This window comes from Streptomyces sp. P9(2023), assembly GCF_032436795.1.
Taxonomy (GTDB): Bacteria; Actinomycetota; Actinomycetes; order Streptomycetales; family Streptomycetaceae; genus Streptomyces.
This window is the reverse complement of the sequence record NZ_JAUPWM010000048.1, coordinates 20,953-42,389: the sequence shown is the minus strand read 5'-3', so window position 1 is coordinate 42,389 and position 21,437 is coordinate 20,953. Positions and strand designations below refer to the sequence as shown.

Below are 21,437 nucleotides of genomic sequence, written 5' to 3'. Positions count from 1 at the left end.
CCGGGACCGGGACCGGGCGGAGGCAGCCCCGAGCACGCGGTCGGGTCCCCTTCATCCCGCTCACCCCTCGGACCTGCTGGCGATGCAGCGCAGCGTGGGGAACGCGGCGGTCACGGCGGTGATCCAGCGCATGGAGGCGGCGCCGGGCAAGCGCAGGCGATCCGGGTCGCCGGAGGAGCAGGGGGCGGCGAAGCACATGCGGGAAGCCGAGTCCTCCTCGGACGAGGAAATGGAGAGCGCCTCGTCCGAGGACGCCGACTACTCCTCCGAAGAGGAGGAGGCGGAGGATCAGTTCTCGGAGGAGGTCATGGATCAGATCGCCGCCGAACAGAACCGGGTGACCGGACTGCTGGAGCAGATGGACGAGAGAGGCGCCCCCGAGCACATCAAGAGGACTGCCGAAGACAAGCTGGAGATACTCACCCTGCTTCGGAACCTGGGGACCTTGCGGTCGGTGGACACCGTGCACGAGGCCATCAGGCTCGTCAGCGCGAAGCCGGCGAGCCCGGCGAGGGCCAAGTATCTGACGAAACTCAACGCACAGCTCGGCTATCTCGCACAGGACTTCCCGACCGAGGGGCCGCCGACCGCGCAGACCCTCCAGGCCCTGTGGCCCGGCCTTGCGTCCGCCTTCGGCAGCAGCAGCGGCGAGGTGGGCGAGGACGGCTGCGAGGACCGGGCCCACGCGATCTGCCTGGCCATCGCCGAGGCGTCGCCGGCTATCGCCGCCCACCATCTCTCGAAGCGGTGGGCAACGCCGTCGGGGGGCCGGCTGCACGCGGACCACCAGTGGAACCACCACGTCGCGGCCTCGGTGACGACCGCCGGCGGAATCCTGGTCATCGACCCGATCTTCGACCGCGGGGGTCCGCTGACCCTGAGCGAGTGGGCCGCGCGTGTCCAGGTGGACCTGGACACGAACGTCCACGCAACCGCCTGGGGCTTCCTCGGAAAGCCGGGTCAGGACAACCGGCCGGACATGGCGAGCGCCGTGGAGTACACGCCGCCGTCCTGACCCCGGCCGCCATGCACGGGCCCCACGCCTCACACCCTGAGCGTCCGCCTGGAGTGGGCGCTGAGCGCGACCGTGACTGCGACCGCGGCCGTGGCGACGGCTCCGGCGGTCATCACGCCGCACCGGGAGCGCCAGGACATGACCGACCAGCACGACTGCGCCGACAGCAGCGACCCGGCGCTCAGCCAGGAGCCAACGGAGGCCACGGACGCGGCGGACCCGACGGAGCCGACGGAGAGCACGGATCCGACGGACCCGATCGACAGCACGGATCCCACGGACCCGATGGAGAGCACGGAGTCCCGTGACCAGAGGGAGAGCGCGGCAGCCATGTTCCGATCGTAGGCCCGGCCCGGCCTCGGGGCCCGGTCGACGGATGGCCGGAAACCGCTGGCGGTGAAGGATAGTGACGCTATCCTTCACCTGGTCGAAAGTGGTCACAAAGCTTCGGGGGAACGCGATGCACCGCTGGTCCGTACGTCACACCGCCACCGCCACGGCCCTTGCCGTCTGCGGCGCGCTCGCGCTGGCCGGCTGCTCCTCCGTTGAGGAGGTGGGTTTCGGGAAGACGGCCAACGTCGAGGTGGAGAAGGGGTATTCGGTCGATGTCACCGTCCTCGGTCTGGAGGCGGGCACGTCCGCCGACCTCGACCAGTTGAAGGACGCGTCCACGTACGAAGGCCGTACGCCGTACTACCTGCGCTACCGCTTCACCAAGACCGACGACGGTGCGGCGGCCGACTGGTCGGCCGACTTCGAAGTCCGGGACGGAGAGGGGTCGTTGACCCGGCTCAGCGTCCTGCCCTCGATCGACGCGACGGGCGACCTCGACGATCCCTTCGACGTCAACACCTTCGACAAGTGCCAGGGCAGCACCGGCTTCGACAAGCTGCCCAAGGGTGGCAGCGTGGAGGGCTGCGAGATATACCTCGCCGACTCCGGCGGCGGCGCCCCGGAGTCCGTGAACTGGGTCCTCGGCGACAAGACGCTCGTGACCTGGGAATAGCCCGGCCGCTCGGTACGCCGCTCGGCGCCCCGCGGCGATCCACGGGCGGGTGAAGAAGGGCGACCGTCCGGCGCACCGAGGCGTCGCTCACGCGGCGTCGCGAGAGTCCGGCGGCAAGGCTGATGGGCACGACCATCAGAGGAGGCAGGCGTGCCGGCCCACGACCAGGATTCCGTACTCTCCCGGCGGCGGTTCCTCGCCGCTGCCGCCGCCACCGGTGCCGCGTGCGCGGGCGCCCTCGCCGTGCCGTCCGTCGCCGGCGCGCGACCGGCCGCGGCGGCGACGTCGTACACCCTCAAGGTCACCAACGACTCGCCCCAGTACCAGAGCTTCTGCCTCTACCAGAAGCCGGTGAACCTCGGCCTCCCCGGCGCGTTCCCGTTGGCCTGGATGGTCGCGCCGCTCTGGCCGCGCAACTCCACGACCTTCACATGGTCCCTGGACTACAGCTTCGCCTGGGCGGTGACCGGCCCGCTCGCACCCGGCGGCACGTTCCAGCCCTGGCAGCAGGTCGCCGCCGACCCGGAGAACGAGTCCCAGAACCGGATCGGGTTCGACTTCGACAACGGAGTGTACGAGTTCGTGCCCCCCGCCTCCGGAGGAAGCCCTCAGCCGGGCTCGCTCGGCATCGAGGTCCATGCCGACGTGCCGGACGACACCGCCTCGGTCGGCATCGGCATGGCGTCCGGCCCGGTCTTCGCGGCGCAGGCCGAGCCCGGCGCGAACCCGGTGTTCACCCCGCATCCCCAGTACTGGATCACCGCCGGCACCTTCACCCGCGGCGAGATCCTGGACATCGAGGAGATCACGAACGAGATCGAGGTCCCCTTCGTCGACACCTTCTCGATGCGGGTCGTCCTCGGGGTGAGCGGCCAGTGGTCGGTGCTCCCCGGCTGAGGGCGGCCTTTCGCGCGAACGGGTGTGGTCGGCGTGGGAGCGGCGTGTTGGGGTCGGGGTCGAGAAGCGTGATTGGCAGAGCCACCCGGCCATGTGGACCACGGAACTGCTCGCCCGCCTCCAGGCCACCGACCAGCGCTACGACACCGACCGGGACGGGACCGTGTCGGCCGCCGAGATCAGGACGCCTTACCGCCTCAGTCGATGTGGACGATCTGGAAGGCCTCCGCCATGCGGCCCGGGGGGAGGCCGCCGGTTGTGGCGTGTTCGGTCAGCCAGGTGCGGAGGAGGCCTGCCAGGTCGTCGAAGTGGGCCGTCTGGGAGGTGTGGATGCGGAGGGCTTCCACCTTGCGGTCGAAGACCGTGGTGACGTCGACGTACTGGTTGGGCGTCGGGCCCGTCATCAGCCACAGTTCGTGGACGGTCCACGGCTCCAGGCCCTCCTCCTTCAGCAGGGAGGGGTGGGCGAAGGGGTTGCGGGCCTCCGGGTAGATCGCGCGGAGGCCGGCGTCGCCGACCGCGCGGTGGTCGGGGTGGAGGTCGGCCGCGCGGGCCCAGTTGATCTCCGGGGAGGGGATGATCACGCGCTGCGGGCGCACCTGGCGGATGACCCGGCACAGGTCGCGGCGGAGTTCCGCGCTCGGCTCCACGAAGCTGTCGGGGTAGCCGAGGAAGCGGACGTCCGCGACGCCGCTGAGCTTGGCGGAGTGGACCTGTTCGGCGCGGCGCAGGTCCGCCATCGCCTGGCGCGGCAGCCGTTCGTCGTAACCGCCCGCGTCGCCGTCCGTGACGATGCAGTACGTGACGCGGGTGCCGCGCTCGATCCACCGCATGACCGTGCCGCTGACGCAGAACTCGATGTCGTCCGGGTGCGCGGCCACCACCAGCAGGGACTCGGGGGGTGTGCGGTTGAAGTCCTCCATGGGGTCAGCGTGTTGGTGGGGGCGGGGGCGTCGCAAGGCCATGCCGTGGCGTGAACTGGACATGGCACTTACGCGCCATTCAAAAAGTTGGTAGGTTCAAATCAGCGAGTGAGTAGGTGTGACAGGGATGCAAGGGATGTCGACGATCCGGAGGCGACCGTCATGTGCAGGATTTTCGGCTCCTTCGCCGCTGGTGCCGGTGCTGGTGCCGGTGCGGCGGCTGCCCGAGCGGCCCGGCCCGACGCCGCCGAGCTCGCGGCGGTCTCCGCGCGTCAGCGCCACGGCGGCCCCGACGAACACGAGGTGCTCAGCGGGGCCGGCTGGTCGCTCGGCTGCGACCGGCTCGCCGTCACCGACCCCTGTGGCGGGCAACAGCCGTACCGGCTGGCGCACATGCCCGGCATCCTCGCCGTCCTCAACGGCGAGCTCTACAACCACACCGAGTTACGGCTGCACCTCGCCGCCCGCGGCCACCGCTTCCCGGACAAGTGCGACGGCACCCTGCTGCCCGCGCTGTACGCCGAGTACGGGCCCGCGTTCACCGAGCACCTGGAGGGCATGTTCGCCGTCGCCGTCCTCGACCTCAGGCCCGGACGTACCCAACTCGTGCTCGCCGTCGACGACATGGGCATGAAGCCCGTCCACTGGCACCACGACCCGGCCGACGGCTCCACCAGGTTCGCCTCCGAGATCCCCGCGCTGCTCGCCTTCGAGGGCGTACGGATCGCCCCGCGCGAGGACTCCCTCGACACGGTCCTCGCGACCCGCACCTCGTTCTCCTCCCGTACGGCCCTGGACGGCATCGAGGTCCTCGCGCCGGGCGCCACCGCCGTCGTACGGCCCGGGTGCCGGCCTGTCGTTCGTCGCCGAGCGCCTCAACCAGCCCAAAGCAGCCTTCAGTTCGATACCCAGGACGTCCTGCGCCGCGAAGTCCGCCGGCTCGCCGAGTCCGAGCTGCCCGTCTGCGCGATCACCAGCGGCGGGCTCGACTCGGGGCTCGTCACCGCCCTCGCCGCCGAGTACGCCCGCGAGACCGACGCGCCGCCGCTGCACACCTTCCACCTCACCTACAAGGGCCGCTGGCCCGACTCCGAGGTGGCGCACGCCCGCTCCGTCGCCCGCCGCGCCCGTACCGTCCACCACGAAGTCGCTCTGGATCCGGACGAGTTCGGCTCGCTCCTGACCCGTACGGTCCGCCACCTCGGCCAGCCCAACGCCGACCCGATCGCCCTCTCGACGTACGCCCTCTTCCGCGCCGTACGCGAGGCGGGCTTCACGGTCGCGCTCGCCGGGGACGGCGCGGACGAGCTGTTCGGCGGGTACGAACGGATGCGGGCCGCCCTCGACGCGCCCGAGGCCGACTGGGTCGGGGCGTACGTGGACGCGCTGTCGGCGGCGCCGCGGCTGCTGCGGGAGCACCTGTACACCCCCGCGTACCGCGCCTACATCGCCGAACAGGGCTCGGCCGCCGACCGCATCGAGCAGGAGCTGCGCGGACACGGAGGTGCCGGCGGGCCGGACCGGATGACAGCCCTGACCGCCTTCGAGACGCGCTGGCGGCTGCCCGCGTACCACCTGCGGCGGGTGGACCACCTGTCGATGGCGTGGGCGGTCGAGACCCGGCTGCCGTTCTGCCAGCCGGGCGTCGTCGCGCACGCCCGCTCCCTGCCGCCGGGGGCGCTGCGCGGCAAGCGGGCGCTGTACGAGGCGGGGCGCGAGCTGCTGCCGGCGTCGGTACTCGCCCGGCCCAAGCAGCCGTTCACGCTCCCGATCGCGGCGATGCTGACCCCGGGCAGCCCGCTCCTCGACACGGTCCGCGAACTCCTCTCGCCGGGCCGCCTGGTCCTCGGCGGCAAACTCCGCGCCGACCGCGTACGGAAGCTGCTCACCCGCCAGTTGGAACGCCCCAACCAGCGCGACGCCCAGGCCCTGTGGGCCCTGGCCGTGCACGAGCTGTGGACGGACGTGGTCCAGGGCATGCGGATCCCGGTCGGCTGCGTGGCGTGAGAGCCGCGGATCCCGGTCGGCCGCGTGGCGCGAGCGGCGGAAGACGCCGAACCGGGCTCGTCCCGGTCAGCGTCGTCCGGGCCGAGGACGCGCCCGGGCCGACGCTCGTCGTCGAGGTGGAGCGGCTGCCGTACGGGGCGATGGCGGTCGGCGAGGAGCTGTCCGCCCTGCGCGCGGCGCTCGAAGCCCGCACGCCGTACGGCCACCTCGACAAGATCGCGCTGTACGGGCCCTCGGCCCGCCCGGACAGCGACCTCGACTACCGCTTCGTGCAGGCCCTCCCGGGCGGCGGCTTCGACTTCCGTACCGGCTGCGGCCACTCGCTCCTCGCCTGCGTCGTCGCCGCCGCCCGCCCCGGCCCGGTCACGGTCCACGCGGTGACGACGGGAGACCTCGTCCGCTGCACACCCGAACCATCGGTGAAGAGTCCGGGCGGGGCCCACACCCTCCGCTTCCTCCGCGCCCCCACCGCCCCCGGCACCCTCCCCACCGGCCGCCCCCTCGACGTCCTGCGCGGCGGCGTCCCCGTGTCCCTCGTCCGGTACGGGAATCCGTACGTCTTCGTGGACGGCCGACACCTCGGCGTACGCACCGAACGCGCCCTCTTCCGCGCCGGGGACGACGTCCGGCGCGCCCTGCTCGGGCTCCGCGCTCATGCCGCCCGCCTCCTCGGCCACGACGACGCCTCCGCCCTCCCCAAGATCGCCGCGTTCACCCACCAGCAGACCGGAATCGCCGTCCGCGCCCTCACCGTCGGCGGCTGGCACCCCCGGCTCGCGCTCACCGGCGCCGCCGCGCTCGCCGCCGCCGGGGCGCTCCCCGGGACCGTCGTGCCGGACCTCGCCGGGCGGGCCGTCCGCACCCCCGGCGGGCGGACCGTCACCGTCTCCGCCGGCGCCCAGCACGTCGCCGTCCGGCACAAGCGCGCCACCGTGCTCGATCGCTTCGAACTGCCCTGGCGTATCCACGCAACGGCGTGAATGCGCACCCCTCTCACCGGGCCTTCACCGCCTTTCCTCTGCCACGCTGAAATCCGACCGGAAACCGGTATCCAGGGCATGGGGAGAGCGGACCAGTATGAAATTCGAGAACCTGCGTGTCGTCGTGACCGGAGCCTCCCGCTATTTCGGCCGCGCGCTCGCCGTCGGATTCGCCCATCTCGGCGCCGAGGTCTACGTCTCGGCCCGCACCGTCGAGGCCGCCGAACGCACCCGTACGGAAGTCATGGGCTCCGCCCGCGACCGCATCCACGCCTTCGGCTGCGACCTGTCCCGCCCCGCCGAGATCCGCGCCTTCGCCGCGCAGGTCGGCGAGCGCACCGACCGGGTCGACCTGCTCGTCAACAACGGCGCCCGCTGGCTCGACGCCATGGACCTGGAGGCGGCCAGCGACGAGAAGATCGTCGAGACGATCGAGTCGACGGCCGGCGGCACGGTCCTGATGGTCAAGCACTTCCTGCCGCTGCTGCGCGGCTCGCACCGCCCCGACATCGTCAACATGGTGGCCGTCCGCGACGCCGAGGGCGCCTCCGCCGCGGCCACCGGAGCCGGCGCCGCCCACGAGGCGTTCTGGGCGGCGAAGAGCGCGCAGGCCGGCTTCGCGGACATCCTCGCGCGCCGGCTGCGCCCCTCCGGCGTCCGGGTCTTCTCCCTCTACCCGCCGGACTTCTCCACCTCCGACCCGAGGTTCACGGAATGGGACGGAGTGCAGCCGGCCGACGGAATAGGGCCCGACGAAAAACTCACCACGCAGGCCCTTTTCGAATGCGTCGTCTACGCCGTCGAACAGCCCCGTGACTGCTTCATCCGCTCCTTCCATTTCGAACCCCGCTGAACCCCGCTCAACCCCGTGTCAAGGAGGTCCCATGAGCACCCCTGTCTGGATCACCGCGACCCCTCCGGCCACCCATGGCGAACTGCACATCGGTCATCTCGCGGGGCCGTACGTCGCCGCCGACGTCCTCACCCGGTTCCTGCGCGCCGAGGGCGAGCCCGTACGGTTCACCACCGGCACCGCCGACCACGCCAGCTCCGTCGAGGTCCGGGCGCTGCGTCACCACCGCAAGCCCGAGGAGGTCGCCGAGGGCTATCGCGCCGCGATCACCGCCGACTGGCTGCGCTCGGGCGTGGAGTTCGACCACATCGTGCGCCCGCGCCGGGACCGCGGCTACGGCCGCTGGGTGCAGGAGCTCTTCAGCCGGCTGTACGCGCAAGGCGTCATCGCGCCCCGGACCCGCCTGCTGCCCTACTGCGAGCCGTGCGAACGCTGGCTGTACGGCGCCCACGTCACCGGCACCTGCCCGCACTGCGGCGCGGTCAGCGGCGGCGGGACGTGCCACGAGTGCGCCCGCCCCAACGACGGCGGCGACCTCATCGCGCCCCGCTGCTCGCTCTGCGAGACCCCGGCGCTCTCTCGCCGCTGCCGCAGGCTCTACGTCCCCCTGGAGCCGTTCCGCGAGACGCTCGCCGAGTACTGGGCGACCGCCGGCCTCCCGCCCCGGCTCGCCGCGCTGTGCGAGTCGCTCGTGGAGGACGGGCTGCCGGACATCGCCGTCGGCCACCCGGCCGACTGGGGGCTCCAGGTGTCCGTCGAGGGCTTCCCCGACCACCGGATCGACGGCTGCTTCGAGGCAGCGGCGATGCACCTCTTCGGCTACGACGTGAAGGGGCCGCTGCCGCGCCGCGCCATCCACTTCTGCGGCTTCGGCCACGCCTTCTGCCACGCCGTGCTGCTGCCGGTGCTGCTTCTCGCCCAGGACATCAAGCTGCCGCAGGACTTCTGCGTCAACGAGTCGTACGTGGTCGAGGAGGGTGTCCAGGAGGGCAACGTCTGGGCGCTCGACCTGCTCACCGAGTACGGCTCCGACACCCTGCGCCGGCACGTCCTCCAGGCCCGCCCGCTGGGCCGCCGTACGGTCTTCCACCGGGACCGGCTCGCCGCCGCCCGCCGCGAGCTGGACGAGAGCTGGAACAGCTGGCTGGCCCGGCTCTTCACCGCCGTACGGGAGGAGTGCGCCGGGCTCGCCCCGCCGGCGCTGCCCGGTGGCACCGGCTGGGAGATCCTGGAGCGGCGGCTGCACCGGGCGGTCGAGGACCTGCGCGAGGCGTACGGCCCCGATGCCTTCGACCCGCGCCGTGCGGTCGCCGTCCTGGACGAGATGGTCCGCTCGGTGGCCGACTTCGGCCACGTCAACGCGCACGAACGCTGCCGCCCCAGCACCGCGTGCCCCCATCTGCCCGCGCTGTCGGCCCAGTTGGCGGTCGCCTCGGCGCTCTCCGCCTGGGCGCGGCCGGTGATGCCGGAGGGCGCCGACCGGCTGGCCGCCGCGCTCAAGACCGAGCCGGGCCGCGCGATCGACACGACGGCGCTCACCCCGCCCGCCCCGGGCACCCGGCTGGCACCCCCGTCGGGCCCGGTCTTCGGCTTCTGACGGGTCGGCCCCCCGACAAGCACCGCGCCCCCCACAAGCACCGCCCCCCAGCACCCCCCAGCGTCTCCGCCCGAGCACCCCCACCCCAGCGCCGCCCCCCACCCCATCCCTGCCGCGTGGACCGTGCGCGCGCGACGCGCGGGGGCACGTGGCCCGCCCTCACAGGAGCCCCACGTGTCCCTGCGCGTCGCCATGCTCAGCGTCCACACCTCCCCGCTGCACCAGCCGGGCACCGGGGACGCCGGTGGCATGAACGTCTACATGGTCGAACTCTCCCGCGCCCTCGCCGAACAGGGCGCCCAGGTCGACCTGTTCACCCGCTGCCGGGGCGAGGGCCGGCCCCCGCTGGTCGAGCTCGCTCCCGGCGTCCGGGTCCGCCATCTGCACGCGGGCCCGCGCCGGGCGCTCCCCAAGGAGGCGATGCCCGGCCTGGTCGTGCCGTTCTCGCTGGCCCTGCTCAAGGAGAGCACCCGCTACGACCTGGTCCACTCCCACTACTGGCTCTCCGGGCAGGCCGGCCGCATCGCCTCGGCCGGCTGGCGAATACCCCTGGTGCACACCGCGCACACCCTGGCCCGCGTGAAGAACGCGGCGCTCGCAGCGGGCGACACCCCCGAGCCGGAGCTCCGGGTCCGGGGCGAGCACCAAGTGGTCGAATCCGCCGACCGGTTGATCGCCAACACGGCGGACGAGGCCACGGCGCTCCAGACGCTCTACGGGGCGGCGGGCCCCCGCACGGAGGTCGTACGACCCGGGGTCGACCTGCGGACCTTCGGGCCGGGCGAGGGCGGCCGGGCGGCGGCCCGGGTCCGGCTCGGGCTGCCCGCCGACGCCTTCGTCCCCCTCTACGCCGGCCGCATCCAGCCCCTCAAGGGGCCCGACGTACTCGTCCGGGCCGTGGCGGAGCTGCTGCTCATGGCACCCGATCTGCGCCGGAGGCTGCTGGTGCCGGTGGTCGGGGGTCACTCGGGGGCGACCCGGGAGGGTTCGGCCTGGCGGCTCGCGCAGGAGCTCGGGGTCGCCGATGTGCTGCGGCCCTGTCCTCCCGTACCGCAGGAGCTGCTCGCGGACTGGTACCGGGCGGCCGACGTGCTCGTGGTGCCCTCGCGCAGCGAGTCCTTCGGGCTTGTGGCACTGGAGGCGCAGGCGTGCGGGACCCCGGTGCTCGCGGCGGCGGTCGGCGGGCTGCCGACGGCGGTGTGGGACGGGGTGACCGGGCTGCTCGTACGGGGGCACGACCCGGTGGAGTACGCCCGCAGGCTGCGGTGGCTCGCGGCGCATCCGCGGGCGCGGGCCACGATGGGCGAGGCGGCGGTCGCGCACGCCCGGGGGATGAGCTGGCGGGCGTCGGCCGCGCGGACGGTCGAGGTGTACGAGGCCGCCAGGCGGGATTCGGAGCATGGGCTCGGGGTGCGGGTGGGGCAGGGGCGGCGGCACGCCCCTGCCCCGGCGGCCCCTCTCTCCTGGAGGAACGAGAAGGCCGTCGTGCAAGTCTAGCATTTCTTTTGGTCCAACCAAAAGAGTGAGGAGTCCCGGATTCCTCAATTCCGATACGGCGAAAGCGGATTGGCGCTTTGACGCATCTACGCCATGGCAGATCCACGCATGGAGAAACTCTGGATCTGATTCCCGGGGCAGGCCACGATGGAGATGTCTTCAGGGAACGCCCGGCGGCACGGGCCCCCCGAAGCCGGAATTCGCTTTCCAACTCCTGGAGGAAACATGTCTGCTGCGCGTATCGCAGGAATTCGGAAGACCGTCCGCCAGTTCGCCGTCGCCATCGCCGCCTGTACGGCGGTCGCCGGCGGCGCCGCGCTGGTCGCGGCCCCCGACGCCCCCGCGCCGGCCGGCCCGAGCGCGGTGGCCGACGGCCAGGACAACGGCTGGCCCGTCCCGCCGCCGTCCCCGGCCCCGGTGCCCGTCAACTGATCGTCTGCCGAGCTGAATTCGTAAACGTAGTGCCAGGGAGTCGCAGAGGGCCCCGCAATCGCGCGCAGCGATTGCGGGGCCCTTCGCATGACGGGATGTGTGACGGAATATGCCGCGTCAGTCCAGCCAGCCGAGCTGAACGGCCCGCGCGCCCGCCTCGAAACGGCTCGACGCGCCCAATTCCTGCATGAGTTCGGAGATCATCCGGCTCACCGTCCGCAGCGACACCCCTAGGGTGCGCGCGATCTTCTCGTCCTTCATCCCCGAGGCGAGCATGTGCAGCGCCGCCCGCTGCTGCTCCGAGAGCCCGTCCCCGCCCCGCTCGGGCGCCACGTCGTTCCCGTAGGGGGTGGCCGTGTGCCAGCAATGCTCGTACAGGCTCAGATACGGCCGTACGAGCGCGCTGCCGCGGGCCAGGATCGCGCCCTCGCCCGGGTCCTCGGGCCGGATGGGGACCAGCGCGAACTGCCGGTCGGCGATGATCAGGTTCATCGGCACGGACGGCGCGAGCCGGATCTCCACGCCCAGCTCGGCGCGCTTGCCGAGGAACTCCGCCATGTCCGGCAGCGCCGCCTCCTGCCGCCCGTAGATGGCGCGGACCCGCACCCCGTTGCCGATCTGCCGGCGGTCGCGGTCGAGCATCCGCTCCGGGTTCTGCCGCCCGGGCGTCCCCGGGTGCAGGGAGGCCGAACTCTCCTGCATCACATCGGTGATGTCCTCGATGGCCTGCTGGATGCGGCGGTAGTCGGTGAGCGCCTCGACCTCCGCCTCGGCCCGGGTCAGCGCGTCGGCCCGCAGGAACGTGCCGGCCAGCGTCTCCAGCGTGCTGTACGCCCGGTCGGCCTCGGCGAGGTGCTCGCGAAGCCGCTCGCGCTCCCGCTCAAGGAGGCGGAGGAGCGCGATCTCGGGGTCGATCGCTGCGACGACGTCCGGGTCCGAGCGCCAACTGCCGTCCTGGACCGCGGTGATGGTGGCGTGCGCGGCGCCGGTCGGGACGATCAGGCCCAGCGAGACGAGGTCGTCACGACATCGCTCGTACTCCTCGGGCGCGAGCCCTAACTCTTTGCAGACCTCGCCGAAGCTCGACACACCGCGCCTGCGCAGCTCCTGATAGACGGTCAGGATCGGGTCGGATCGCTCGTCCCCGCCGCATCCGTCGCCAGCCGTGCCCGCTCCCAAGCCCGTGACCATGGCGAAGTGACCCCCCTCTTCGTCCGCGCCGCCGCCCCGCCTCACCTTGTCACAAGGCTCGGCGGGAGTCCGAGATGCCGATCTTGGATGTGTCGTGCCTCACGCGTCGGCTTCACCGTCCAGGAGGCCGATCCTGGCCGCCTTCACCCCGGCCTCGAAGCGGCTCGCCGCGCCCAGCTCCTGCATGACCTCGGAGAGCAGCCGGCTGACCGTCCGCAGCGACACCCCCAGGTTCTTCGCGATCTGCTCGTCCTTGATGCCGGAGGCGAGCATCCGCAGGGCCGCCCGCTGCTGTTCGGAGAGCCCGTCGCCGCCGCGCTCGGGCTTCTCCTCGTCGCCGTACCGGCCGGCGGCCTGCCAGCAGTACGCGTAGAGGGACAGGTACGAGCGGACCAGACCGGGCCCACGGGCCAGGATCGTCGCGGAGTCGGGGTCGTGGGGATCGGTGGGCAGCAGCGCGAAGTTCTCGTCGGCGAGCACCATGTTCATCGGCACGACCGGGGAGAGCCGGATCTCCACGCCGAGCGCGGCCCGCTCCTCCAGGTGCTGCGCCATGTCCGGTACGGAGCTGATCCGGCGGCTGTACATGGCGTGGACGCGCACCCCGCGCGCGGCCCAGCGGCAGTCGCGCGCCAGCTCGTCGGCCATGTCCTCACGCCGTACCGACCCGGTGTGCATGGAGTGCACGGAGGTGCGGACGGCGTCGGTGAGCGCGGCCAGTTCCTGGCGTACGCGCGCGGTGTCGGCGACGACCTCGACGTCGACCTCGGAGCGGGGCGCCGCACCGGCCCGCAGGAACGGTCCTGCCAGCGTCGCGAGGGTGGCCTGCGCCCGGCTGGTCTCGGCGAGCCGGTGCTCCAGCCGGTCGCGCTCGCGCTGGAGGAGGCGTACGAGAGCGGTGTCGGGCTCGACGACGGTGTGGGTGGCGGTGTCCGTGACGTCCGTGATCAGTCCGAGGGCGGTGAGTTCGGCGCGGCAGCGCAGCCGTTCGTCGGCGGAGAGCCCGAGGCCGTCCGCCACGTCTTCGAACGCGGTGCCGGAGCCGGAGTCGGAGGCGGGCCGGGCACGGAGTTCGAGATAGACCGCGAGAGCCTGTTCGCTTCCCGTACGCGTCCCGGTGGCGTGTTTGGACACTGAGCAGCAGACTCCCCTCGGACCAGCGGGTCCCGTTGAATCGCCCCGCTAGACCCTGCCACAAAATCGAACGACACGCACGGTGTTCAACCGGCTGCGCAGTCGGGGCACAGCCCCTTGAAGACGATCTCGGCGTCGTTCGTCCGCCAGTCGGGCAGGGCGCCGCGCGGCGGTTCGGGGGCGGGGGCGTCGACGTTCTCGACGCGGCCGCAGCGGACGCAGAGGGCGTGCTGGTGGGGCGGGCCGGTGATCTCGAAGACGGCGGGCAGGCCGGGGCGGTCGAACTTGGTGACCAGGCCGGTCTCCTGGAAGTGCCGCAGCATCTCGTAGACCGCCTGGCTGGTGAGCGTGCCGAGGCGTTCGCGGGCGGCGGCGGCGATGGCCTCCACGTCGAGGTGGGCGGCCGAGGCGAGCACCGTGAGCACTTCGAGGCGCGGGCCCGTGACCCGGAGGCCGACGTCGCGCAGCCGCTGGATCACCGCCTCGCGGTCCGAGAGTTCTTCCACGACTGCCTCTGGTCGATCGGGTCGATCTGGTCGGCTCAAACTTTTGCGGGCATCGTACCTCTTGTCTCCCCGGCGCGGCAGATGAGGAGCACGCTCTCGGTCCGTTCGTCGATACGGTGCCGCCGCCGGCCCTCGATGCGCAGGCCCGCGGAGTGCAGCTCGGCCGAGAGGTGTTCGGGGTCGACGATCCACTTGTCGGTGGTGAGCACGGCCCGCTCGGTGGAGAGCTTGCCGGTTCGGGCCGCGTAGTAGGTGATCCGCTCGCTCATCGTGGGCAGGTCGAAGACCTGCTGGGCGACGACCCACTCGTCGATGCCGTCGAACCTGGGGACCTGGAAGGCCCAGGTGCGCCGGGGCTCGGCGACCAGGCCGGGGCGCAGGTGGGAGGTGTAGTCGAGGGCGAGGGCGCCGCCGGTGTCCAGGTGCGTGGCGATCTCGCGCAGCAGGGCGGGGCGGGTGCGCGGGGGGACGGCGGAGACCATGGCGCCGGCGAGGAGGGCGAGGCGGTAGCTGCGGTGCAGGCGGAGTGCGGTGAGGTCGGCGCGGGTGGTGACGACGAGCCCGGCGACCTGGGGGCCGATGCGGCGCGCCCAGGCGTCGATCCGGGCCAGGGCGGCGGGGTCCCGGTCGACGGCCTCGACGGCGTAGCCGTGCCGGGCGAACGGGACGGCGAGCCGCCCGGCGCCGGCGCCGAGGTCGAGGACGGGGCCGTGGCCGTGGGTCGTGCGTGCGAGGTGGAGATAGCGGACGATGTCGGCGCTGTGGGGGCCGAGGAGGGCGTCGCACAGCCAGACGGCGTCCTCGCCCCAGGAGTCGACGGACTCGAGGCCGGGCAGCGCGTCGTCGTCGTACCGGGACGGCAGGACCGGCGCGAGCGCGGCGCCGCTCGGTGTGTGCATCGCTCCTCCAGGGGCTCGCTCGGTCCATGCCGTCCGGAACGCGCCGTCGCCCGTGCCGCCGGGCGCCGTACGCGTCGCGCATCCCATGCTGCCGGTGCGGCGGCGCGGCCTCCACCGTTCCCGACGGCGCAAACACGCGATGGCGTCCATCTGCCACGCCCGCGCCACGCTGCCCACAACCGGTCGGGCGGGCGGGTTACAGCTCCCGCGCCAGGCGCGTCGGGGTCAAAGGAGTGAAGCCCTGGTGGGTGTAGAAGGGGAGGGAGGGGTCCGGGGTCGACGGGAGCGTCACGTGCTGGGAGCCCGCTCCGAACGTTCGCATGCGTTCCGTCGCCGCCGACAGCAGCGCCGCCCCCACCCCCCGCCGCCGCGCCGCCTCCGCCACGCACAGCGCGTACAGCTCGCCCTCACCCGGCACCGGCACCCCGCCCGCCACCGCTCCGACGATCGCGCCGGAACCGTCCGTGGCCACCAGCCAGCCCAGCCACCCCGGCGCGCCACCCGGAATTTCAATTTCCGCGCGGATACGCGGAAGTGCACATTGAGTGGAGACCAGACGGTGCACCGGGATTTCCCCGAGGATTTCGTGGTAACTGCCCCGAATGGCATCCGCCAGCAGCCGGGATATCGTCGCCGCGTCGGCGGCCGCCGCCGCCCGCACGTCAGCCAGCTGCATTGGAAGTACCCTTCGACGTGCCGAGCCCCAGCGTCAACATACCCACACTAGCCGGGAATTCAGGGCCGTGTGACCGATGTGAAATCTACGAATTCACTTAGTAATGAGCTGCTGAAACGAGTCGCTTAACCGGGTACGGAACAACACGCGATGATCAGCGGCGCCATCGCCCCCGACGCCGTCCCCATCGCGAACAGCCCCCGCAGTACGGGGTGTCCCGCGCTCTGCGGAGTGAGAATGCGCCGCATCCGCAGCACCGCCGACGGTCCGCCCGCCGCGAACGCCTCACGCGGCGCGTGCCCCGCCGCCAGCGCGTACAGCGCCGTCGCCAGCGCGTCGCGCGAACAGCGCCGCAACGCCCGGTCGTCCGCGACCATTTCGAGCAGCAGCGGTACGGACGTGCCGCCGTGGCGCGCGAGGGGCAGCCCCGGGAACACCGTCGCGAAGGCCTCCGCCGCCGCGACGAGGAGATGGTGCCGGCCGGCGATGTGCGCGCGCTCGTGCGCCAGCGCCGCCGCCAACTGGGCCGTGGTGAGCGTGTCCAGGGCCCCGGACGAGACGACGACCCGGCGGGAGCGGCCCGGCAGGCAGTAGACGGCCGGCCGCGCGTGGTCGAGCACGGTCGCCCGCAGCTCCGGGTCGTACCGCCCCACCAGCCGCAGGACCCCCGCGTGCCGCAGCCGCGTCCGCCGCGCCCGCAGCAACTCCCGTACGAAACCGGCGGCGGGCAGCGCGAGTACGGCGAGGGCCAGCGCGGCCGCCACGTACTGGCGGGCCGTCAGGTCGAGCAGGGCGCCGGGAGAGGGGAAGGAGAGCGTGAGGACCATGTCGGTCAGCCGGTGACTGCTGCGCCCGTCGAGGACGAGCTGCATGGGCAGGAGCGCGGCCGAACCGGCGAACATCGTGCCCGTCGCCGCCCACGCGGCGAGTCCGAGCCGCGGCGCCTGCTGGGCCCAGCGGGCCGGGACGAGGAGCCAGGGGATCAGCACCCCGGAGACGAGGATGAACCCGAGTGGGATCAGCAGGTGATGACTCACGCGCCGCCACCCCCGAGCCCCTCGCCCAGGGAGCCGCCCCCGCCCCCGTCCCGACCACGCGCCGTCCTCAGCGCCGCGTCCAGGGCCTGGATGTCCTCCGGGGAGATGGTCTCCACGAAGCGGAGCAGCGCCGCCGGGCGGTCGGCGCTGTCGCCGAGGGCGTCCTGCATCAGGGCCGCGGTGTACTCCTCGCGGCTGCGGACCGGTTCGTACAGCCAGGCCCGGCCCGCCTTCTCGCGGCGGAGCCAGCCCTTGCGGTGGAGGATGTCCGCCACCGTCATCACCGTCGTGTAGGCGACCCTGCGCCCCCGATTGATGTCGTCGACGATCTCCCGGACCGTGGCGGGCCGTTGCCAGGCCCACAGTCGGTCCATGATCTCGGCCTCCAGCTCTCCCAGCCGGCGCACGCGCATCCCCTTCCCCTACGGAGCGGCCCATCGTACGGGCCGTCAACCCGGCGCAGATATACCCCCCAGGGGTACGATGGCGGGATGTCGATCCTTACGGAGACCCTCATGAGGAACCGCCCCTGCGCGAAGGTCTGCGGCCCCGGTCTGCCCGGTTCGGTGGAGCTGACGCTCCTCCGTTCGGTGCTCGGGCTCTGTCTTCGCCTGAGCGTCCGACTGTCCGCCGACTGCCCTTCGCACAAGGGCGGTTGATCCCCGGAGGGATGTCGTGCCTACGCCGCCTACGTCCTGATCAGGCGGGCGATCGCCTTCGACGCCTCGCCCACCTTCACCTTCGCCTGGTCCCCGCCCTGGGCGATCGCCTCGGTGACGCAGCAGCTGAGGTGCTCGTCCAGGAGGGCCACGGCGCAGGACTGCAGGGCCGCGTTGATGGCCGAGACCTGGGTCAGGACGTCGATGCAGTACACGTCCTCGTCCACCATCCGCTGCACGCCCCTCACCTGCCCCTCGATCCGCCTCAGCCGTCTGATGATGTCTTCCTTGTGCTGTCCGTACCCGGCCATGGCGGGCTCCTCGTCTAGTCGGCGGCCTGGAAGCCGCGCAGCCGCAGGCTGTTGCCGACCACGAAGACCGAGGAGAAGGCCATCGCGGCGCCCGCGATCATCGGGTTGAGCAGCCCGGCCGCGGCGAGCGGCAGAGCGGCCACGTTGTAGGCGAAGGCCCAGAACAGGTTCGAGCGGATCGTGCCGAGCGTGCGCCGGGAGAGCCGGATCGCGTCGGCGGCGGCCCGCAGGTCCCCCCGTACCAGCGTCAGGTCGCCGGCCTCGATCGCCGCGTCCGTGCCCGTACCCATCGCCAGGCCCAGGTCGGCCTGGGCGAGCGCGGCGGCGTCGTTGACGCCGTCGCCGACCATGGCGACCGAACGCCCCTCGCCCTGAAGGCGCTTGACGACGTCGACCTTGTCCTGCGGCATGACCTCCGCGATGACCTCGTCGATGCCGACCTCGGCCGCGACGGCCTCCGCGACCGCCTTGTTGTCACCGGTGAGCAGGATCGGGGTCAGCCCCAGGCCGCGCAGCCGGCGGATCGCCTCCGCGCTGGTCTCCTTGACGGCGTCGGCGACCTCCAGGACCGCGCGGGCCTCGCCGTCCCAGGCGACCACGATCGCGGTCTTGCCGGTCTTCTCCGCCGCGTCCTTCGCGGACTTCAGCGAGCCCGGCAGCTCCATCGCCCACTCCGTGAGCAGCTTCTCGCGGCCGACGAGGACCGCGTGGCCCTCGACGACGCCCTGGACGCCGAGTCCGGGGAGGTTGGCGAAGTCCTCGGGGGTGGGGAGCGTACCGACCTTGGCGGCGGCGCCGGTGGCGACGGCCTGCGCGATCGGGTGCTCGGAGGAGTGCTCCAGGGCGCCCGCGAGCCGCAGTACGTCCGTCTCGTCCGTGCCGACGGCGGTGTGGACCTTGATGAGCGTCATCCGGCCGGTGGTGACCGTGCCGGTCTTGTCGAGCACGATGGTGTCGACCTTGCGGGTGGTCTCCAGGACCTCGGGGCCCTTGATCAGGATGCCGAGCTGCGCGCCGCGTCCGGTGCCGACCATGAGCGCGGTCGGCGTGGCCAGGCCCAGGGCGCAGGGGCAGGCGATGATCAGTACGGCGACGGCGGCGGTGAACGCGGCCGTCAGGCCGGAGCCGGTGCCGAGCCAGAAGCCGAGCGTGCCGAGCGCGAGCGCGATGACGATCGGTACGAAGACGGCGGAGATCCGGTCGGCGAGCCGCTGGGCCGCCGCCTTGCCGTTCTGGGCGTCCTCCACCAGCTTGGCCATCCGGGCCAGTTGGGTGTCGGCGCCGACGCGGGTGGCCTCCACGACGAGTCGGCCGCCGGCGTTCAGGGTGGCGCCGGTGACGGAGTCGCCGACCCCGACCTCGACCGGTACGGACTCGCCGGTGAGCATCGAGGCGTCGACGGCGGAGGAACCTTCGACCACGGTGCCGTCGGTGGCGATCTTCTCGCCGGGGCGGACCAGGAAGCGCATCCCGACCTGGAGTTCGGCCGTCGGTACGGTCACCTCGGTGGAGCCGCGCAGGACGGTGACCTCCTTGGCGCCCAGCTGCATCAGCGCCTTGAGCGCCGCGCCCGCCTTGCGCTTGGAGCGGGCCTCGAAGTAGCGGCCGGCCAGGATGAAGGCGGTGACACCGGCCGCGGCCTCCAGGTAGATGTTCCCGGCGCCGTCACTGCGGGCGATCGTGAACTCGAAGGGGTGGGTCATCCCCGGCGTACCGGCGGTGCCGAAGAACAGCGCCCACAGCGACCACAGGAACGCGGCGATCGTGCCCACCGAGATCAGGGTGTCCATGGTCGCGGCGCCGTGCTTGGCGTTGGTCCAGGCGGCCTTGTGGAAGGGCCAGGCGGCGTAGACGACGACCGGCGCGGCGAGCGTGAGGCTGAGCCACTGCCAGTACTCGATCTGCAGCGCCGGGACCATCGCCATCGCGATGACGGGGAGGGCGAGCGCGACGGCGGTGATCAGGCGCTGCTTGAGGGGGCGCAGCTCCTCGTCGGCCTTCTCCTCGTCGGTGGGGCCGCTGTCGGTCGCGTCCGTCTGCGGGGGAGCGGGCTCGGCGGCGGTGTATCCGGTGGCCTCGACGGTGGCGATGAGGTCGGCGACGTCGATGTCGGCGTCGAAGGTGACCTTCGCCTTCTCGGTGGCGTAGTTGACGGTCGCCTCGACCCCGTCCATGCGGTTGAGCTTCTTCTCGATCCGGGCGGCGCACGAGGCGCAGGTCATGCCGCCGATGGCGAGCTCGACCTGGGCGGCGCCTGGGGTGGTGGTGGTCATTTCCTGCTCCTCGGTACAGCGGGTTCGGGGGCCGGGGCCCGTGGCCCTGGTGGACGGGCGGGCCCCGGCGGCCGGATGTGGCGTGGGCCGGCGGTCAGGCGCGGCCGGTGAGGTCGTAGCCGGCGTCCTCGACGGCGGCGGCGATCGCGGTGTCGTCGGGCGCGCCGCCGGTGGTCACGGTCACCAGGCCGCCGGCGACGTCGACGTCGACGGAGATGACGCCGTCGAGCGCGGAGACGGAGGTGGTGATCGCGGTCTTGCAGTGCCCGCAGGTCATGCCGGACACGGCGTAGACGGTGGTGGTGGCGTCGGCGACGGCGGTGGCCGTGGTGGCCTCGGCGGCGTCGGTGGAGCAGCTGCCGTCAGGAGTACAGCAGGAAGACATGGGTTCCTCCTTGATGATGGCGATACCCTGTGGGGGTATCCCGAACTGAGTCCAATGTATACCCCCCAGTGGTATCCGACGCAAGGGTGGATCCGGCTTGACTTGATACCCCCCAGGGGTATGGTGAAATGCATCGAAGCGTCATCGCGCGACCACTCATCACTCACGTACGTACGGGAGAGCAGTCATGAACACCGGAGTGAAGATCACCGCCTTCGCCGCCGCGCTCGCCGCGACCTTCGGGACCGCGTACGGCGTCGGCAAGGGCGTCGGACCCGTGGGCGAACCGGCGAAGGCGGGCCACGGGGAGCACGCGGCCGCGGAGCCGGGCTCGGGGTCGGGGTCCGACGCGGCCGCGAACGCGCCCGCCGCCGGCGGCCTCCAGGTCTCCGAGGGCGGTTACACGCTGGCCCTGGAGACGCGGACCCCGGCGCAGGGTAAGAGCGTCCTGAAGTTCTCGGTCAAGGACGCGGGCGGCAAGAAGGTCACCGCGTACACCACCGAGCACGGCAAGGAGCTGCACTTCATCGTGGCCTCGCGCGACCTCACGGTCTACCGCCACCTGCACCCGGTGCGGGCGGCCGACGGCACCTGGACGACGCCGGTCGACCTGCCCGACGCGGGCGGCTACAAGGCCTTCGCCGACTTCAAGCCGGCGGGGAAGAACGCGAAGGGCGTGACGCTGGGCGCGGACCTGTCGGTACCCGGGGCGTACGCACCCCGGCCGCTGCCGGCCGCCGCGCGGACCGCGACCGTCGAGGACGGCTACGAGGTCCGGCTGGGCGGCACCCTCACCCCGGGCCGGGCGGGCGAGCTGAAGCTCACCGTCAGCAAGGACGGGAAGCCGGTACGGGACCTGGAGCCGTACCTCGGCGCGTACGGCCACCTCGTCGCCCTGCGCGACGGCGACCTCGCCTACCTGCACGTGCACCCCAACGAGGGCGGCCCCGGACCGGACGTCTCCTTCACGGCGACGGCGCCGAGCGCCGGTTCGTACCGCCTCTTCTTCGACTTCCAGCACGGCGGGAAGGTGCGGACCGCGGCCTTCACGGTGCAGGCGGGACCGGGCCAGGCGCCTGCGACCGGTGCGTCGGACGGTGCGTCGGATGGGGCGTCGCACGATGCGGGAGGGCGCGCGCACGGCTAGGGTGGTCATTGG

The 21,437-nt window shown here is 72.5% G+C and carries 23 protein-coding genes; 11 read left to right on the top strand and 12 right to left on the bottom strand.

Annotation, left to right across the window (positions count from 1 at the left end; genetic code table 11):
* Positions 1-82 precede the first annotated feature (82 nt).
* The gene (locus Q5762_RS33855) at positions 83-1,015 is read left to right on the top strand and encodes a protein-glutamine glutaminase family protein (protein ID WP_315896134.1); all 933 of its coding nucleotides are present in this window, start codon (positions 83-85) and stop codon (positions 1,013-1,015) included.
* 29 nt (positions 1,016-1,044) lie between these two features.
* On the opposite strand, the gene Q5762_RS33850 is transcribed toward Q5762_RS33855, so the two are convergent.
* Complete coding sequence (locus Q5762_RS33850; protein WP_315896133.1) at positions 1,045-1,347, bottom strand: hypothetical protein; 303 nt, start codon at positions 1,345-1,347, stop codon at positions 1,045-1,047.
* A gap of 101 nt (positions 1,348-1,448) precedes the next feature.
* On the opposite strand from Q5762_RS33850, the gene Q5762_RS33845 reads away from it, so the two are divergent.
* Positions 1,449-2,021, top strand: a complete 573-nt coding sequence (locus tag Q5762_RS33845) for a hypothetical protein (protein ID WP_315896132.1) — start codon at positions 1,449-1,451, stop codon at positions 2,019-2,021.
* A gap of 150 nt (positions 2,022-2,171) precedes the next feature.
* On the top strand, positions 2,172-2,918 hold the full coding sequence (locus Q5762_RS33840) for a twin-arginine translocation signal domain-containing protein (protein WP_315896131.1): 747 nt from the start codon (positions 2,172-2,174) through the stop codon (positions 2,916-2,918).
* Positions 2,919-3,115: 197 nt separating this feature from the next.
* On the opposite strand, the gene Q5762_RS33835 is transcribed toward Q5762_RS33840, so the two are convergent.
* Positions 3,116-3,841: a PIG-L deacetylase family protein gene (locus Q5762_RS33835; protein ID WP_315896130.1), complete on the bottom strand. Its 726-nt coding sequence runs from the start codon at positions 3,839-3,841 to the stop codon at positions 3,116-3,118.
* Between the two features lie 162 nt (positions 3,842-4,003).
* Between Q5762_RS33835 and asnB the strand changes: the two genes are divergently transcribed.
* The 6 genes from asnB to Q5762_RS33805 all read left to right on the top strand — a co-directional run bounded on the left by asnB (position 4,004) and on the right by Q5762_RS33805 (position 11,207).
* The gene (gene asnB, locus Q5762_RS33830) at positions 4,004-5,848 is read left to right on the top strand and encodes an asparagine synthase (glutamine-hydrolyzing) (protein ID WP_315896129.1); all 1,845 of its coding nucleotides are present in this window, start codon (positions 4,004-4,006) and stop codon (positions 5,846-5,848) included.
* Positions 5,845-6,828 carry a PrpF domain-containing protein gene (locus tag Q5762_RS33825; protein WP_315896128.1) on the top strand — a complete coding sequence of 328 codons (984 nt, stop codon included), beginning with the start codon at positions 5,845-5,847 and terminating at the stop codon, positions 6,826-6,828. Before asnB ends, Q5762_RS33825 begins: the two co-directional genes overlap by 4 nt.
* 97 nt (positions 6,829-6,925) lie before the next feature.
* Positions 6,926-7,681 carry an SDR family oxidoreductase gene (locus Q5762_RS33820; RefSeq protein ID WP_315896127.1) on the top strand — a complete coding sequence of 252 codons (756 nt, stop codon included), beginning with the start codon at positions 6,926-6,928 and terminating at the stop codon, positions 7,679-7,681.
* 31 nt (positions 7,682-7,712) lie between these two features.
* Positions 7,713-9,278 (top strand): class I tRNA ligase family protein, encoded by a 1,566-nt coding sequence (locus Q5762_RS33815; RefSeq protein ID WP_315896126.1) that lies wholly within the window; start codon positions 7,713-7,715, stop codon positions 9,276-9,278.
* 192 nt (positions 9,279-9,470) lie between these two features.
* Positions 9,471-10,775: a D-inositol-3-phosphate glycosyltransferase gene (gene mshA / locus Q5762_RS33810; protein ID WP_315896150.1), complete on the top strand. Its 1,305-nt coding sequence runs from the start codon at positions 9,471-9,473 to the stop codon at positions 10,773-10,775.
* Positions 10,776-11,000: 225 nt separating this feature from the next.
* Complete coding sequence (locus Q5762_RS33805; protein WP_315896125.1) at positions 11,001-11,207, top strand: hypothetical protein; 207 nt, start codon at positions 11,001-11,003, stop codon at positions 11,205-11,207.
* Between the two features lie 117 nt (positions 11,208-11,324).
* On the opposite strand, the gene Q5762_RS33800 is transcribed toward Q5762_RS33805, so the two are convergent.
* From Q5762_RS33800 to Q5762_RS33770, 7 genes are all read right to left on the bottom strand, one after another.
* On the bottom strand, positions 11,325-12,398 hold the full coding sequence (locus Q5762_RS33800) for a helix-turn-helix transcriptional regulator (protein WP_315896124.1): 1,074 nt from the start codon (positions 12,396-12,398) through the stop codon (positions 11,325-11,327).
* 99 nt (positions 12,399-12,497) lie between these two features.
* Positions 12,498-13,532 (bottom strand): helix-turn-helix domain-containing protein, encoded by a 1,035-nt coding sequence (locus Q5762_RS33795; protein WP_315896123.1) that lies wholly within the window; start codon positions 13,530-13,532, stop codon positions 12,498-12,500.
* An 86-nt stretch (positions 13,533-13,618) separates the two neighbouring features.
* On the bottom strand, positions 13,619-14,038 hold the full coding sequence (locus Q5762_RS33790; RefSeq protein WP_315896122.1) for a transcriptional repressor: 420 nt from the start codon (positions 14,036-14,038) through the stop codon (positions 13,619-13,621).
* 35 nt (positions 14,039-14,073) lie between these two features.
* Positions 14,074-14,937, bottom strand: coding sequence for a class I SAM-dependent methyltransferase (locus Q5762_RS33785; protein WP_315896121.1), 864 nt, complete (start codon positions 14,935-14,937; stop codon positions 14,074-14,076).
* A 196-nt stretch (positions 14,938-15,133) separates the two neighbouring features.
* Positions 15,134-15,613, bottom strand: coding sequence for a GNAT family N-acetyltransferase (locus tag Q5762_RS33780; protein ID WP_315896120.1), 480 nt, complete (start codon positions 15,611-15,613; stop codon positions 15,134-15,136).
* A gap of 125 nt (positions 15,614-15,738) precedes the next feature.
* Positions 15,739-16,650 (bottom strand): M56 family metallopeptidase, encoded by a 912-nt coding sequence (locus Q5762_RS33775; protein WP_315896119.1) that lies wholly within the window; start codon positions 16,648-16,650, stop codon positions 15,739-15,741.
* On the bottom strand, positions 16,647-17,057 hold the full coding sequence (locus tag Q5762_RS33770) for a BlaI/MecI/CopY family transcriptional regulator (protein WP_315896118.1): 411 nt from the start codon (positions 17,055-17,057) through the stop codon (positions 16,647-16,649). The genes Q5762_RS33775 and Q5762_RS33770 overlap by 4 nt, the downstream gene beginning before the upstream one ends.
* Positions 17,058-17,141: 84 nt before the next feature.
* Between Q5762_RS33770 and Q5762_RS33765 the strand changes: the two genes are divergently transcribed.
* Positions 17,142-17,309 (top strand): hypothetical protein, encoded by a 168-nt coding sequence (locus tag Q5762_RS33765; protein WP_315896117.1) that lies wholly within the window; start codon positions 17,142-17,144, stop codon positions 17,307-17,309.
* 29 nt (positions 17,310-17,338) lie between these two features.
* Here the strand turns inward: Q5762_RS33765 and Q5762_RS33760 are convergent, their stop codons facing one another.
* From Q5762_RS33760 to Q5762_RS33750, 3 genes are all read right to left on the bottom strand, one after another.
* On the bottom strand, positions 17,339-17,620 hold the full coding sequence (locus Q5762_RS33760) for a metal-sensitive transcriptional regulator (protein WP_015035316.1): 282 nt from the start codon (positions 17,618-17,620) through the stop codon (positions 17,339-17,341).
* 14 nt (positions 17,621-17,634) lie between these two features.
* A complete protein-coding gene (locus tag Q5762_RS33755; protein WP_315896116.1) occupies positions 17,635-19,893 on the bottom strand; it encodes a heavy metal translocating P-type ATPase in 2,259 nt (752 codons plus the stop codon).
* A gap of 94 nt (positions 19,894-19,987) precedes the next feature.
* Complete coding sequence (locus tag Q5762_RS33750; RefSeq protein ID WP_315896115.1) at positions 19,988-20,278, bottom strand: heavy-metal-associated domain-containing protein; 291 nt, start codon at positions 20,276-20,278, stop codon at positions 19,988-19,990.
* Between the two features lie 187 nt (positions 20,279-20,465).
* Here Q5762_RS33750 and Q5762_RS33745 point away from each other — a divergent pair, with 187 nt between their 5' ends.
* Entirely contained in the window at positions 20,466-21,425 is a 960-nt protein-coding gene (locus Q5762_RS33745) for a hypothetical protein (RefSeq protein ID WP_315896114.1), read from the top strand.
* Positions 21,426-21,437 lie beyond the last annotated feature (12 nt).